The sequence below is a fragment of the Chryseobacterium sp. KBW03 genome (assembly GCF_003852415.1).
GTDB lineage: Bacteria > Bacteroidota > Bacteroidia > Flavobacteriales > Weeksellaceae > Chryseobacterium > Chryseobacterium viscerum.
In genome coordinates this window covers 632,843-647,839 of the sequence record NZ_QAJO01000003.1, presented here as the reverse complement: position 1 = coordinate 647,839, position 14,997 = coordinate 632,843, and the positions used below count along the sequence as shown (strand labels likewise).

The 14,997-nt window shown below is 35.7% G+C and carries 11 protein-coding genes; 7 read left to right on the top strand and 4 right to left on the bottom strand.

The genetic code is table 11. The features are described from left to right. Positions 1 to 86: 86 nt before the first annotated feature. Positions 87 to 953, bottom strand: a complete 867-nt coding sequence (locus DBR39_RS06845; protein ID WP_099767369.1) for an RNA polymerase sigma factor RpoD/SigA — start codon at positions 951 to 953, stop codon at positions 87 to 89. 333 nt (positions 954 to 1,286) lie between these two features. Continuing rightward, entirely contained in the window at positions 1,287 to 2,078 is a 792-nt protein-coding gene (locus DBR39_RS06840; RefSeq protein ID WP_124531669.1) for a S1/P1 nuclease, read from the bottom strand. Positions 2,079 to 2,539: 461 nt separating this feature from the next. Between DBR39_RS06840 and DBR39_RS06835 the strand changes: the two genes are divergently transcribed. The 4 genes from DBR39_RS06835 (at position 2,540) to DBR39_RS06820 (ending at position 6,879) form a co-directional block, all read left to right on the top strand. Further along, on the top strand, positions 2,540 to 3,481 hold the full coding sequence (locus tag DBR39_RS06835) for a type VI secretion system baseplate subunit TssG (RefSeq protein ID WP_124531667.1): 942 nt from the start codon (positions 2,540 to 2,542) through the stop codon (positions 3,479 to 3,481). A gap of 54 nt (positions 3,482 to 3,535) precedes the next feature. After that, positions 3,536 to 4,438 carry a TssN family type VI secretion system protein gene (locus DBR39_RS06830; RefSeq protein WP_124531665.1) on the top strand — a complete coding sequence of 301 codons (903 nt, stop codon included), beginning with the start codon at positions 3,536 to 3,538 and terminating at the stop codon, positions 4,436 to 4,438. A 24-nt stretch (positions 4,439 to 4,462) separates the two neighbouring features. Continuing rightward, entirely contained in the window at positions 4,463 to 5,602 is a 1,140-nt protein-coding gene (locus DBR39_RS06825; RefSeq protein WP_124531663.1) for a hypothetical protein, read from the top strand. Between the two features lie 101 nt (positions 5,603 to 5,703). Continuing rightward, complete coding sequence (locus tag DBR39_RS06820) at positions 5,704 to 6,879, top strand: aminotransferase class V-fold PLP-dependent enzyme (RefSeq protein ID WP_124531661.1); 1,176 nt, start codon at positions 5,704 to 5,706, stop codon at positions 6,877 to 6,879. A 56-nt stretch (positions 6,880 to 6,935) separates the two neighbouring features. Here DBR39_RS06820 and blaIND read toward each other — a convergent pair whose 3' ends face one another. After that, complete coding sequence (blaIND, locus tag DBR39_RS06815) at positions 6,936 to 7,655, bottom strand: IND family subclass B1 metallo-beta-lactamase (RefSeq protein WP_124531659.1); 720 nt, start codon at positions 7,653 to 7,655, stop codon at positions 6,936 to 6,938. A gap of 263 nt (positions 7,656 to 7,918) precedes the next feature. Here blaIND and DBR39_RS06810 point away from each other — a divergent pair, with 263 nt between their 5' ends. Beyond that, on the top strand, positions 7,919 to 10,348 hold the full coding sequence (locus tag DBR39_RS06810) for a TonB-dependent receptor (RefSeq protein ID WP_124531658.1): 2,430 nt from the start codon (positions 7,919 to 7,921) through the stop codon (positions 10,346 to 10,348). Positions 10,349 to 10,418: 70 nt separating this feature from the next. Here DBR39_RS06810 and DBR39_RS06805 read toward each other — a convergent pair whose 3' ends face one another. Beyond that, positions 10,419 to 11,072, bottom strand: coding sequence for a metal-dependent transcriptional regulator (locus tag DBR39_RS06805; RefSeq protein ID WP_109738642.1), 654 nt, complete (start codon positions 11,070 to 11,072; stop codon positions 10,419 to 10,421). Between the two features lie 329 nt (positions 11,073 to 11,401). On the opposite strand from DBR39_RS06805, the gene DBR39_RS06800 reads away from it, so the two are divergent. Further along, positions 11,402 to 14,413, top strand: a complete 3,012-nt coding sequence (locus DBR39_RS06800) for a zinc-dependent metalloprotease (RefSeq protein ID WP_124531656.1) — start codon at positions 11,402 to 11,404, stop codon at positions 14,411 to 14,413. Between the two features lie 86 nt (positions 14,414 to 14,499). After that, on the top strand, positions 14,500 to 14,928 hold the full coding sequence (locus tag DBR39_RS06795) for a hypothetical protein (protein ID WP_124531654.1): 429 nt from the start codon (positions 14,500 to 14,502) through the stop codon (positions 14,926 to 14,928). Positions 14,929 to 14,997 lie beyond the last annotated feature (69 nt).

Sequence of the window (14,997 nt, the reverse complement as noted above, 5' to 3'; positions counted from 1 at the left end):
ATACAATATTTTAATAGTACTATCTGGATATTTATAAAAAAACGGAGCCTGAAAACAGACTCCGTATAAAATTTTTTACGCTAAAATTATTTACCTAGATAAGATTTAAGGATCTTGCTTCTGGTATTGTGTTTTAGTCTCTTAATTGCTTTTTCTTTGATCTGACGAACTCTCTCTCTTGTAAGATCGAAAGTTTCACCAATTTCTTCTAAAGTCATTGGGTGTTTTCCGTTCAGTCCGAAGTATAATCTTACTAAATCAGCCTCTCTTGGCGTCAATGTATTCAATGCTCTTTCGATCTCGATTTGTAGAGATTCAAGCATCAGATCTTTATCTGGACTTGGAGATTCTCCTGAACGCAATACATCATAAAGATTAGAATCTTCACCTTCTACCAAAGGTGCATCCATAGACAGGTGTCTTCCGGAGTTTTTCATAGATTCTTTAATATCTTCCTCGCTCATGTCAAGAACTTCAGCCAATTCTTCCGGAGAAGGTGGTCTTTCATTTTCCTGCTCAAGGTGAGCGTATGCTTTATTGATTTTGTTGATAGAACCAATTTTGTTCAATGGTAGTCTTACAATTCTTGACTGCTCAGCCAATGCCTGTAAAATTGATTGACGGATCCACCATACTGCATAAGAGATAAATTTGAAACCTCTAGTTTCATCGTACCTTTTTGCCGCTTTCATTAGTCCTAAGTTACCTTCATTGATCAAATCGGGTAAAGAAAGACCTTGATTTTGGTATTGCTTAGATACAGAAACTACGAAACGAAGGTTGGCTTTGATTAATTTCTCCAGTGCGGCTCTATCGCCAGCACGTATTTTTTGTGCCAATTCTACTTCTTCGTCCGCAGTGATCAGTTCCACTTTACCAATTTCCTGCAAATACTTGTCTAATGAAGCAGTTTCCCTGTTGGTAACCTGCTTAGTGATTTTTAATTGTCTCATTTATTTTATCCTCAAAAAAAGAGTTACTATAATATATACGTATGAAAAGGTAAAAAGGTTACACGAGGTAGAATCTTTTTTGTACAATGTACACCATAAAATGTGTTAATGTTTTTATAATGCTTTTTAATTGTTTGATAATAAGTGTGTTGATGCTCTTTTTTTATTGAATATTAATATGTTTTTTAATGGTAAAAGAATTAATATTCGGGATACTTTGTTATAGATGACATCAAGTTTTTATAATGACCAGACTTTAAAACTCATATCTTAAACAAAAAAAACGAAACCGAAGTCCCGTTTTATTTTATATTATTTTAAAATAATTTTCAACTAAAAAAGCTCGTTTAAAACTTTTGCCAGTCTCAATCCTCCGTATAGAAGCTGTCTTTCCATCATATCGTTGAACTTATACTGATAGTCGTAAGATAGTTTAGAATCGTTAGGAGTCTGTGCATAGATTTTATTGGCGATTTTATGAGAATCATATAACCAATCTTCTAATGTCCCGGACTGGATCTGTGCTACTTCTTCTTTAGATTTAATGTCTAAAAGCTTAGAGTATTCTGTGTAGCTGTATTTTTGAGAATCTACTAATTTTCCGTCCCAAACTGAGTGTAAATTGGTTTTTTCCCCGAAATAGGTAACATTGATCTTGTTTCCACCCAAATCTTCCGCTCTTCCTACGTGTAGAGGCTGTGCGAGGTCTCCCATAATATGGATAAGGAAGATCAAAGCAATTTTTCTGTCTTTTTCAGACGTGTTTTTGTCTTTGATCTGGCTGGACAGTGTGTTTACCTGTGTATAAAGGCTTGGTCCTGCCTGTGCTTTTAAGTTTTGTTCAAAAGCTTTAAAGTCAGTCTGTGGATCAATGTTTACATAATGCCACGATGAAGCCTGCTTCCATGCACCTGTTGTATCAGATTTGATAAAATCCGGCCAGTTTGCCCAGTAAGCCAGACGTTCTCTTCCCATCATCTTTTTAATTTCTCTTCTCGCCTTGCGGGAAAGATGGTTTTCTGCAATGTCTGCGATAACCCTGTGTCCCGTTAATCCCCACGCATAAGAATAAAGTGAAGAGGCCATGAATGCTAAAATCAGAATTTTAGAATAAATACTTTTCATTTTGAATAACAATTTTCAGTCTGCAAAGATACGGCCCGCTTTCGGAATGAGCACGCATTATCCTGAATTTATTCTATAAGATGGTGTTAATAAAAATTAATCTAAATAAAAGAGGTAATTACCCTAGGTTTGAAAGGTTGTTTTTTGAAAAATACAGAAAGAAAAACTGATGTATACTATAAGGATAAGGAAGAGCAGAGAGAAGAAGTACAGTAAGATAGTAAGCATCTGAAATATCCATGCAGCTTAAACATTGAAGTATAAACATCTGATCCTGAACAAGGAATTTTATTTTTAAAAAACAAGCAAATCTCGTATTTACCGTATTTTTACGGAATTTGTTAGAATTTATTCTATCTAATGTTAATAAATTACTATTTTTAGGATAAAATTATTGTAAAAATATTTTTTCAAACTTATGAGATATATTATCTTTACAAGTCATAATCAGAGGAAACACTATGTATGAGAATAATATTGTAGATATGCATTACAATAAGCTGCAGACAGATTTTAAAGCTGAAGCTGTGGCGGTTAACCTATTGAAGTACCACCGTGCGGTAAGCAATATATTCATCGAGCGTGTCGGAGTGAATGACCGTGCCTACCTGAAAGATATAAAAAGTATCTCAAGCAGTTATCTAGGATTTGATGAAGAAGTATTTACCATAGAGAGTTACAGGGAAGGCATTTATGACTACCTTCCGGAAGGATTGTTCCATCCGCCGTCTCTTGGAGCTTCCAGAAAGAATGTGGATACTGTGGTAAGGGAAATCCGGAAACAGAAAAGGGTAGAAGATGACGCCCGTAAGTTTTTCCGTCCTTTTGAACTGGAAGTATTTTTTACGGAGATCAGCGCTTTGCTTAAGGAGTCTGAATTTGATATGGCAAGCAATACAGATTCTTTACTGGAAACGGTGAGTGAGCTTTGGCCTCTGGTAAAAATGCTGGATAAGCAGAGTGCGTATGTCTTCATGCATATTTTACCTTTTTTCCATCAGATCAGAGGAGATAAAAGATGGTTTGAAAGATGTATGACTGCTTTTCTGCAGGTACCGGTAAAAGTAAGTTTTTCACCCAATATTATCGATCAGATTGAGAAAAATAATGATTCGATGTTATTGGGCAATTCAAGATTAGGGGTAACCTATATCCCAAGTGGTCCGCATATGGACGGGCAGCGAAACTGGGTGGTAAACATTGGTCCTATTCCTTATGGAGATATGAAGAAGTATATTCCGGGAAGTCCGTTCAGAAATGTGCTTCAGGCATTATATGATTATTTTCTTCCGGTAACTGTGGATGTGGAAGAGAATTTTGTCACAGAAAAAGAGGAATACTCATTCAGCCTTGAGGATGATGAAAGAAACGCCAGCCGCCTTGGATACTCTACCTTCCTCTAATTTATTTTATTATATTTACAGCTACCAACAAAGTATAAATTCGAAAAGAAAAAAATGGAAATTTCTTCAGTAAAAGGTATTTTTCTAAGGTATATCTTAATGCCTTTAATCGCAATTATTATGATGGTTATACTCGGTGTAATCAGGAGAAATAAACCTGCGATCAAAATTAAAGTGATTATTGTATACGTACTTCTGTGCAGTTTATGTCTGGCGATCCCGGGCGTATTTGGATTTGCCGGAAATCTTTTTAATCCGTACTGGTATCTTATAGCACAGGTTATTTACCTTATTTTTGGGATTATTCATGTGAATTTATTACACAAATATTTCAAAAAACACATTGAATCTCTTTCAATGAGCATTTTGTTCGAATCTATACTTTCTTTGACGTGTATTGCTTTGGGCGGATATCTTTTCACTCTGATCTTTAACTGGATGAGCAAAGGAACGGGATATGCGGTAATGGCAGCAACAAGTATGGTGATCTTTGTGGTTCCGATGGTATTTTATTACTGTTATATTCAGTTTATCAGTATTCCGTTTGATATTTATAAAACATGGAGGTATTCTCCGGATCAGAAACTGCCTGATTTCGAAGGGGCAGATTTTGACAGATTAATGGTATTGAATGTTGAACTAAGCAAAAAATTAGAAGACACCAACCGTTTCAGAATTAAAGCTAAAACACTTCCGACTGGAGTTACTTTCGGAGATTGGTTTTACAGAGTGGTGGATGATTATAACCACAAAAATCCGGGATCTATTATTCATCTTTCTGACGAAGGAAATGAGCCTTATTACTGGATCTTTTACACTAAAAAATCATTTTTCAGTTTCAGAAAATATATAGATTTCGACCACGACATTACTTCAAACAGCATTTCTGAAAATGAAGTGGTAATTTGTAAGAGAGTTATTCAGCATGAAGAGGAGGGAGTCGCAAAAAAATCATAAACACAAAATTTAAAAAGTATTAACATGATACAACCTATTAAACATTTTGCAATCAATTGGGTGGATGGGATGAAAGTTTCCCAGAGACACCTTAATGATCAGGATAATTTCTTAATTGATACCATCAGAGATTCCAATTCCCTTGGAATTACTACATATAACTACGGGCTTCTGCCTATTTCCACTGAATTTACAGACCGTACCATTTTTGACGTTCACAATACGGCAACCAACGATGTACAGCTGGTCATTAAGCGTTGTAGCGCTGTTACCATGGCAGGATACCGTATTGAGCTGACGGACAGAAGGATCAGCGTAAAATCATTGGCGAAATCCATGAACGAAGAGCAGGCAGACGGTGAATATTATATTTTAATCTCTGTAAACCCTTTTGATAAAGTACCTTTTGGGGATATTGATCCTGAAGAAATTCCGCCGCGTCACCCAAGTGCACAGCCAAACCATCATATTGAACTTTTACCTGTCACTTCTTTGAACAGCAGCTACTCAGGAGGAAATTATCTTATCATCGGTAAAGTAGATTTAAAAGGGAATATTGCCCAGGTAGATTCCAACTTTATTCCGCCTTGTGCTTCCGTTCAGAGCCATCCGGCTTTAGTAGAGTATTACAGCAACTTTGCAAAATCTATAGGAAATCTTCAGCAGTATGCTTTTAAAATTATTCAGAAAGCATCTCATAAAAACCAGAATACAGCGCTGGCACAAAACGTTAAGTTCTTGTGTACTACCATGGTAAATACCTTTGGAGATATGTATTTTCAGTTCAGGAATGTTACTCCTTGGCAGCCGCCTGTATTTTTGATTGAGTCTTTTGCGAGACTGGCGCTTCATTTATACAACTCAACACAGCTTCTTATTCCGGCTGAACTGGAAGAAATGCTGAACTATAGCCTGGAGTGGAGTGAAATTGCTCCTCATACTTTATTGAACCAGCTTTCTATTGTTGCAGAGACCAATTATGATCATCATAACTGTGGTGAACCATTGCTTTACATTCAACAGATGTTGAGAAGCCTTGAAACGATTTTCTCTAAATTGAGCGAACTTGATTACATCGGTCAGAGAAAAGAAAATATTATCGTTAACGAGCAGGAAGTTTCAACGAACACGAATCCAAAAAGAGGTTGGAGTGTTTTAGATTAATAGCATTGAAATAAATACAAGTCCCGGATGAAAATTCGGGATTTCTTATTAATAGTAACAAACAAGATTTAAAGCACATTTGCTTTTACAGATTTATAGAAATGAATTTAGATTTAATAAGACAAGATACCCCAGGGTGTTCGGATAAGATATTCTTAAACAGTGCAGGATCTTCATTAATGCCTAAAATTGTGGTAGACACCATTGTGAACTATTTGTATGAAGAACAACAGGTTGGAGGCTATACCGCAGCCGATAGAAAGTCGGAACAGATCAATCAGTTTTATGAAGAAGCTGCAAAACTGATCAATGCCAAACCTTTCAATATCGCTTTCATGAGCAGTTCTACGGACGGTTACTCGAAAGCTTTGTCCAGTATCAATTTTAAAGATGGTGACTCTATCATTACAACCAATGACGATTATGTCTCCAATCAGATTGCTTTTATTTCTTTACAGAAAAGATATCATATTGACATTGTCAGAGTTGCCAATCTTCCGGATCATGAGCTGGATCTTGAAGATATGGAAAGACTGATTAAGAAACACAACCCAAAGTTAATTGCAGTAACGCATATTCCTACCAATTCCGGTTTGATTCAAAATGTAGAAGGTGTAGGAAAACTTTGCAGGCAATATAACATTCTTTATCTGGTGGATGCCTGCCAGTCTGTAGGTCAGATGGTGGTGGATGTGGCGGAAATCAACTGTGATTTCTTAACCGCAACAGGAAGAAAGTTTATGAGAGGACCAAGAGGAACAGGATTTTTATATGTTTCAGAAAGAGTCTTAAAGAGTGATTTAGCTCCCTTGTTTCTGGATAATAATGGAGCCGTCTGGACAGCATTTGACAACTACCAGTTAGACGACACCGCCAAAAGATTTGAACTTTTTGAAAGACCTAATGCTGCATGGCTTGGATTTAAAGAGGCTTTGAAGTACGCCAACACAATTGGAATGATGCATATCCAAAATTACAACCGTGAACTGGCCGGAAAGTTGAGAATGAACCTGCAGAATAGCGGTTTCAGGATTTTGGATAAAGGAAATAGATTAGGAAGTATTGTTACTTTTTGTCAACAGGATAATAAGATTGAACAAATTCATAAAGTGTTGAAGGAAAATAATGTATTTTTCACGGTCAGTAATAAAAGCAATGCATTAATTGATTTTACATCAAAAAATGTAGATCAGGCGATCCGCTTATCGCCTCATTATTTCAATACCATGGACGAAATTGAAAAAGTATCCCGGCTTTTGGAAAATATTCATCGTTAAAAATAGCGTCTTAAATGATTATAAAAAGCCCCGGCAGATGCCGGGGCTTTTCAATTTTATTTTTTGTTCAGAAGATCAAGAGTATGTTCTACATGCCCGCCGCCTTTCCATTCATCATGTCCCGGAATAACCAGGGTCGCCTGGGAATACTTAGACTTCAGTTTCTCCATCGTTTTTGGCCATTGCGCAACGTTAGCTTCTCCGGTATAGCCCAGATCTACTGCTGCTTTGCTTTTTACAAGACATCCGCCATCTAATATTTTATATTTGGGGAACCATACCACTACATTGTCAGCAGTATGCCCTTCACCAAGAAAATCTACGGTAAATTCTTCTCCGCCAATACGGTAAGGTTTTCCGGTTTTGATAAGCTCTGTAGATGTAGCTTTTCCATCTTTCTTTAGCAGTTCATTGGTTTTTGCTGTAGCATAGGTTTTAATTCCTTTTTTATTATAAAAGCTTAAATCTCCGGCTCTGTCTTCGTGAGAATGAGTGGCAAATACTGCAATGACAGGAAGGTTATGGCGCTTTTGGATGGTGTCCAGCAGGCTCTGGTACTGGGTTTTCTGCCATGGAACGTCAAATAAAACGACTCCTTTTTTAGTAACAAGGTATACTGCATTGGTAGAATATTCCTTCCCTCCGAATACGCCAAAAGTTTTGTAAATATAGAAGTTGGGTTTAATCTGGGGCTCAATGACAAAGTCTCTTACCTGAGCATTTGCAAAAGGGCTTAACAACATCGAAATAATAAAAAACGGAATGCTTTTTTTCATAATTTTTTTAAGTACTAATTAAATGTTTGTATTTGTCAGAAAAGACAATGGCTATAGAAAGTTGTACAAACCTAATAAAATTAAATTGTCAATCATTTTATGAAGGAGAGTTTAACCGTTTTTTAACAATTATCGAAAAGGCAGAAATAAATTTAAATTAATAACGCAACTTTGTTGCGATAGTTGTTTTTTTCATTACATTTGATTTTTATTAATAACCATTTTTCAAAGTTTAAAAGACCTTAATAAAAATCTTAATGTATATGAAATTAAAATTAATGCTGTCAGTATTCCTTATTTTTATTATTTCGATGATGAATGCTCAGGATAAAGAAGTTGTGGGTAAGATACTTTTTGAAAATGGAGCCAGTCCGGAAGCTGAAGTAATACTCAAAGAGACTTTGACAAAAACAACGGTCAATAAAAATGGTGATTATAAAATCAAAAATCTTACTTCTGGAAATTATAGACTTTTGGTGAAAGCTAAAGGATATGAAGACGTTGAGCAAAAAATTTATGTTGAACAAAAAACAACGGTGATTCCTGATATCTTTCTCGCTCGAAGCAGCAGCAGAATTGATGAAATAACAATAACAGGAGTTTCAAAAGAGACTTTAATTAAAGAAAATCCTGTTGCAATCCTCAGTATTTCTTCCAAACAGATTGAAAGGGCTGTCGCTACAAATATAATCAGTTCATTGGTGAAATCTGCTCCGGGATTAAGCGTTGTAGAAACAGGCCCGAATATTTCAAAGCCTTTTATCAGAGGATTAGGTTATAACAGGGTGTTGACTCTTTATGATGGTATACGTCAGGAAGGCCAGCAGTGGGGAGATGAACATGGTATAGAAGTCGCTCCGTATATCATTGATCATGCAGAAGTAATAAAAGGGCCAGCCAGTTTAATGTTTGGCTCTGATGCATTGGCTGGAGTAGTAAGTCTTTTTCCTTATATGCCTGTTCAGAATGATGGTCTTGTGCATGGGAAAATAATCGGTGAATATCAGGGAAATAATAACCTTATTGGAAACGGGATGTTATTGGGCTACAAAAAGAACTCTTTTATAGCTTCGTTAAATGCTTCTTACAGAATGGCAAAGAATTACAGAAATGCTATAGATGGCAGAGTATATAACACCAATTTTGAAGAAAAGAACTTTTCTTTCCTTTTAGGGCGCAAAACAAGCAATAGTTTTTCAAAAATTAATTTCACATTATACGACAATCTACAGGGAATACCGGATGGTAGCCGTGATCCGCGCACCGGAAAATTTACCTATCAGACTGGAGAAGGCGATGATGACGATGCAGAAAAAAGACCTGTTGTTTCAGAGAAAGATCTTAATTCATACACTCTTTCTCCTTTGCATCAGAGAATTCAGCATTATAGACTCTATGCGCAGCACAGTCAGCAGATTGGAAAAGGAGATCTGGATGTTCATTTTGCCTTACAACAGAATATTCGTAGAGAATACAATCATCCAACTGTACCCTCACAGCCAGGAATGTATGTACGGCTTAATACCCTAAACTATGGGGTCCGTTATAATTTTCCCAAGTTTTCATCCATTGAAATCTCTGCAGGTGCTAACGGAATGATTCAAAATAATAAAAATAAATCAGCCACAGATTTTCCCATTCCCGATTACGACTTGAAGGAAGGAGGTCTTTACACGTATATCAAATGGAAATATAAAAGACTCAACATCAGTGGAGGAGCACGTTATGATATCCGAAACATCAGTTGGGATAATTTCTACATCCAGACTAACCCGATAACCCAGTTTGAAGAGCAAGCTGCCCAGGCATCTTCCAATACCAGACTTGGATTTGCCTCCTATAACAAAACGTTCGGAGGTTTATCAGCCAGCATAGGATCAGCTTTCCAATTGACAAAACAGATCAGTTTAAAAGCTAATGTAGGAAGAAGCTACAGAGCACCCAATATTACGGAGATTGGTTCGAATGGATTGGATCCCGGAGCTCATATTATTTATAAAGGCAACAGGGATTTCAACCCTGAGTTTTCATTGCAGGAAGATCTTGGAATCAGTACACGTTTCAAAGATTTCTCGGCAGATGTAAGCTGGTTCAACAATAATATTCAGAATTATATTTATTTGTCATTACTTGTAGATGCGCAGGGAAACCCTCTCGTAGATACACAGGGGAATAAAACCTATCAATACCAGCAGGCTTCTGCTCAGCTTTATGGAATGGAAGCATGGCTGTCATTACACCCCGAAAAATGGAAAGGATTTAATTTTGAAACCAGTTTATCCCTTATTTACGGGTTCAACCGCGATGAAAAATTTAAAAATAAAGAAACCCAGGGAGAATACCTTCCTTTGATTTCTCCGCTAAAGTTGTCCGGGAGTCTATCCCAGAAAATACCTGTGAGTTCAAAACTAGTTTCATCAATTACTCCCACAGCAGAAGTGGAGTTCTCAGGAATGCAGAACAGATATTTGGGATTGGATAATACAGAAACTGCAACGAATGATTATACTTTATTTAATATTGGGACATCCGTTGAACTTCATTATTCTGAAAACCATTCTGCCGTCTTACAGCTTCAGGTAAATAATGTATTTGACCGTGCTTATCAGTCACATCTTAGCCGGCTAAAATATTTGGGAAATATTTATAACATGGGAAGAAATATCTCTTTAAAGCTTATTGTTCCTTTCTAAATAGAGAATATAAAAAAGGTGACCGAAGTTTTTTGCGGTCACCTTTTTTATATAATGTCATTGCAATCGATTACTTTTTAACCAATATTTTTTCAGTGGCTTTTTTGCTTAAAATTTCTGTTTTACCATCAATTTCTATAGCCATTGATTTATCAAAACTTTCAATTTTAATGATCTTTACTTTGGTGTTGAGCAGTAGTTTCCTGTCATTAAGGTAAGTCAGGAAAGCATCATCAGAAAGAGTAACTGAAGCAAAAGTTACATTTTCACCAGCTTCGCAGCTGCTTAGTCTCTGAAGATCCTGTGAAATTATGTTTCCGTCTTTATCAGGAATAGGCTCTCCATGAGGATCAAATTTAGGATAATCTAATATTTCATCCATTTTATCAAAGAAGATTTGAGAATGTACGTGTTCTAGCTGTTCTGCAATCTCATGAACGTTTTCCCAGCCAAAATTCATTTTCTTAACCAGGAACATTTCAGTAAGTCTGTGCTTACGAACGACAAGAGCTGCCTCCCGTTTTCCGTTCTCCGTAACGATTAAAGGTTTGTAGGTTTCATAAATGACCCACTTCTTTTCTGCAAATTTCTTCATCATGTTATTGACACTCGGCATTTTTACATTTAAAAATTTGCTGAGCTCATTAATCGTAACCTTTCCTTCATTGTCAACTAAGTGAAACAAAGCTTTCAGGTAATTTTCCTCTGTTAGGGTTGTTTTCAAAATGTTAGATGATTTTCAGTACAAAACTAACAAAATAATATTAAACCTATTGTGCTTATGAATCAAAATGATCAGGAAAAATTTTAATAAAAAAATAGGATTATGAGTAAATTAACATGAATAAAATTAAAATTGGTTATAAATAAGGATGTTACCCATAAGTTTATAGGTTTTTAATATTTTTATTTATTCTGTTTTTAATGAATGTTATTTTAAATAGTTGAAAATATTTATATTTTTTTAATAGTATTTTTAATTAAAGTGTATGTTTTTTATTTTTATAGTATTTATTGCTTAATTACTTATCTTAACTTTCAAAAATTATAGCAATGAAATTAAAAATTATTTTTCTTTCAATCTGTGCATCTTTTTTTATGAATGCGCAGATATTGAACCCCATTGTGTCAAATAGTGATGATCTTCCCGGAACAACCTTTAAACTTAATATTGATGATTTTAAAAGAAGTGTGAGTACTAATAGAAAAAATTCTGGAAAGATTAATAACCAATCAATTGTTTTAACACTTATTGATGGTACTAAAAAAGAATTTATTCTATCTGAAAATAATCTTTTAAACAGGAAGCTTGATCATATTGTTACTTTTGACGGATATTCAAAGGACAGAAAAGATAAGATAAAACTTACCCTGGTTGGAAATGAGATCTCTGCAATGGTTAAATCCGGTACAGGATATTATATCATTGAACCTTATAAAACTAAAAAAGGAGAATACCGTATTTATAATTCTTTTGAAATGTTTGGTGAGAAATTTACATGCGGAACTGATGAAAATGACTTTAAAGAAAGTCTGGAGGCTGTAGCCAAAGGGCTGAACGTTCAGAAGTCGGCGACAGGATTTCCTTATGGAAGCTCATTGAAAACTTTCAGAATGGCAGTGGCAACGACAGGTGAATTTACAACTGCTTTAGGAAATCAGGATGCTGCTCTTGGAGAATTGGTCGCTATGATGAACCTGATCAATCAAATATATGAATCAGAATTATCCATTTCTTTTACATTAATTGATAAAACAACCAATAAAACCCTGATTTTTACTGATGGAGCAACAGATCCTTTTACAATAGATCCATCTTTTGCTTCCGCGGCCAATTCACAATCCGGGTTTGACATTATGAATACGAACGGAACGCTGCCATACGCAGATTACGACATTGGTCATACCTTTAATATTATGCCGGGAGCGGGAGGAAGTGCTCAGGGGCAGGCAGGGCCTCGTCCGTGTACTGCATCTCTTAAAGCGAGAGCCTGGAGCCAGTGGACGCTTTCTATGCCAAAATCGTTATCTGCTAATCTGATCGTTCATGAAATGGGGCATCAGTTTGGAGCCGGACATACCTATAATGCGATAGGAGGAACTCCTTCAAGCCCTACATTCTGTACTTCCGGATGGAACTCTGCAGCAGCTACAGAGCCGGGGTCAGGATCTACTATAATGGCTTATAAAAATAACTGTACCACTCCTAATGATCAAACGAACACAGGAAATAACGGTTTGAATTATTTCCATGCTAAAAGTATTGATCAGATTTTAAATACACTTGCCGTATCTTCTACCTGCTATACCTCTGTGGCGGTAAATAATACACCCCCTTCTGCCAATCCAGGGAATACAGCTATAAGCATTCCAAAAAATACTCCTTTTAAACTGAAAGGAATAGCTAGTGATGCCGAAGATACAAACCTTTCCTATACCTGGGATCAGGTAGACGTTGCTACGGCTAATGATAAAGGAGCTTTTGGAAGTACTATTAACGGAAGTGGCGGATATTCTGCAGTAAACAGTACTACAGCTCCATTGTTCAGATCTGAGCAGAGTACAACGACTACAGAACGATATTTTCCAAAAATGAAATTTGTTCTGAATAACCAGAATAATCCTCCTGTTAATGAAGCAGAAGCGCTTCCTTTGGTAGCAAGAACAATGAAAATGAGATTTACTGTAAGAGATAACAGTGTGATTTCTGGTGGGGCAGATTCTGATCAGGTGGTAGTGACGGTAACGAACCAAGGACCTTTAGCGGTAACCTATCCTAATTCAAATGTAACGGTGAATGCTGAAACAAACATCAATGTAACATGGGATGTAAACCAGACCAACGTTCTAAAGAATACTGTAAATGTCCTTCTTTCTACGGACGGAGGAGATACTTTCCCTTATGTACTTGCTTCCAATGTTCCTAATAATGGAACCGCTGCTGTGACTTTGCCATTTGTTCCTTATACAAGTAAAGCAAGAATTAAGGTGACTGCAGTGATCAATGATTATGCAGAATTTTTCGATGTTTCCGATACTAATTTTATTATCAGCTCAAACTGTAATGCTTTCCAAACCATTATGGTAGACAATCCGAAAGTGGTAACAGCAATACAGGGAAGTGCACAATCTAATCTTAATCTGGTACCACAAACCCCATCGAATGATACGTATAATTCTAAAACATTGACTTTCGATGCTGCGAATATGACAGCCAATAGCTGGTATATATTTAATCAGACACAAACAGCTCCTTATCTGCTTAATGCAAGCTCAAGTATGCTGACTTTAAAATTCAAAGCAACAGAAACAGGAAGCTATACATTAAGTTATCCTTCTCCAAGTGGTGTAGCTATTACTTTATATAAAGGAACTCAGACAGGAACAGCTAATTTCCTTACTTCAAATGCTGTGTATTCCGGAACAGGAACCAGCTTTACCTATTACAGAACATTCACTGTCAATCTGGAAAAGGGTATAGAGTATTTCATGACTTCAAGAAATCTGAGCAGTACTCCTGCAGGATCAAGTGTTGTGGTTAGCATTAATGGACCTGGACAATTCTATGATACTGTAAGTCTACCTGCAGGTGTTAGTTTTACTTATGCAGCTATTAATACGACAACCAATACAATCATTGCTACAAGTTCAACAGGTAACTTTACGACTTTACCAGTAGGAACATATACAGTACAGGGTATTTCGTTTACCGGAGCAGAAAGTGCTTTACTTAATAAGACTATTGCGGAACTTAATCAGGCAAAAGTCTGTTACCAATTAAGCAGAAACAATATTACTTTAAATATTACTTCTGTACTAAGTACCAAAGAGCTTTCCAAAAAGACTATTGGTCTGGTTCCGAATCCGGTAAAAGATTTTCTTCAGGTATACAGTGACGAGAAGATTACTCATTATGAAATTTATGATATCTCAGGAAGATTAATGGAGAGTAATACGCTGAATAATTCAGTAATCAACTTTACTAAATTTGAAACAGGTGTTTATATGTTAAAATTATTGAATAATAAAACACTGATTCATCAATCAAAAGTTATCAAAAAATAATCGATACTATATATTTAAAAGGAGCTATATCATATAGCTCCTTTTTTGTATAGAATTTGTATAAGTATCAATACAATACCATTCAGATGAAAAACATAATACTATTTCTGCTTTTTACATTGTTCTGTAATGTATCGGGTCAATCCCGAAGCTTTACATTTAATTTTAATCCTAAAAAATTTATAAAGGAAAATAAACTGAATAAGGGAGGAGGAAAAGAGATTATTTTTAACTTATATGATATCAATGGTAAGGAAACAAAATATATAACGGCAGACAGAACATCCGAAGCATTGAGGAAAAATGAAATATACAGTTTTAAAGGAAAATCTGAAGATGGCACAAAGCTTATTACTTTAACCATCGCCTCCGGCAATTTAACAGGAGCTTATATGGAAAACGGAATATCTTATTTTATTGAGCCACTGGAAAAAAAATGTAAAAACAAATATAAAATATATATGAATCCCGAAAAAGGTTTCCAGGTTGGACAGCCTAATGATGTTGTCAAATAAACTTAATATTTACAGGCATTGAATTTTTAAAAATATTTAGCCGTTTCATAGGACTGATTTCTTTTATTT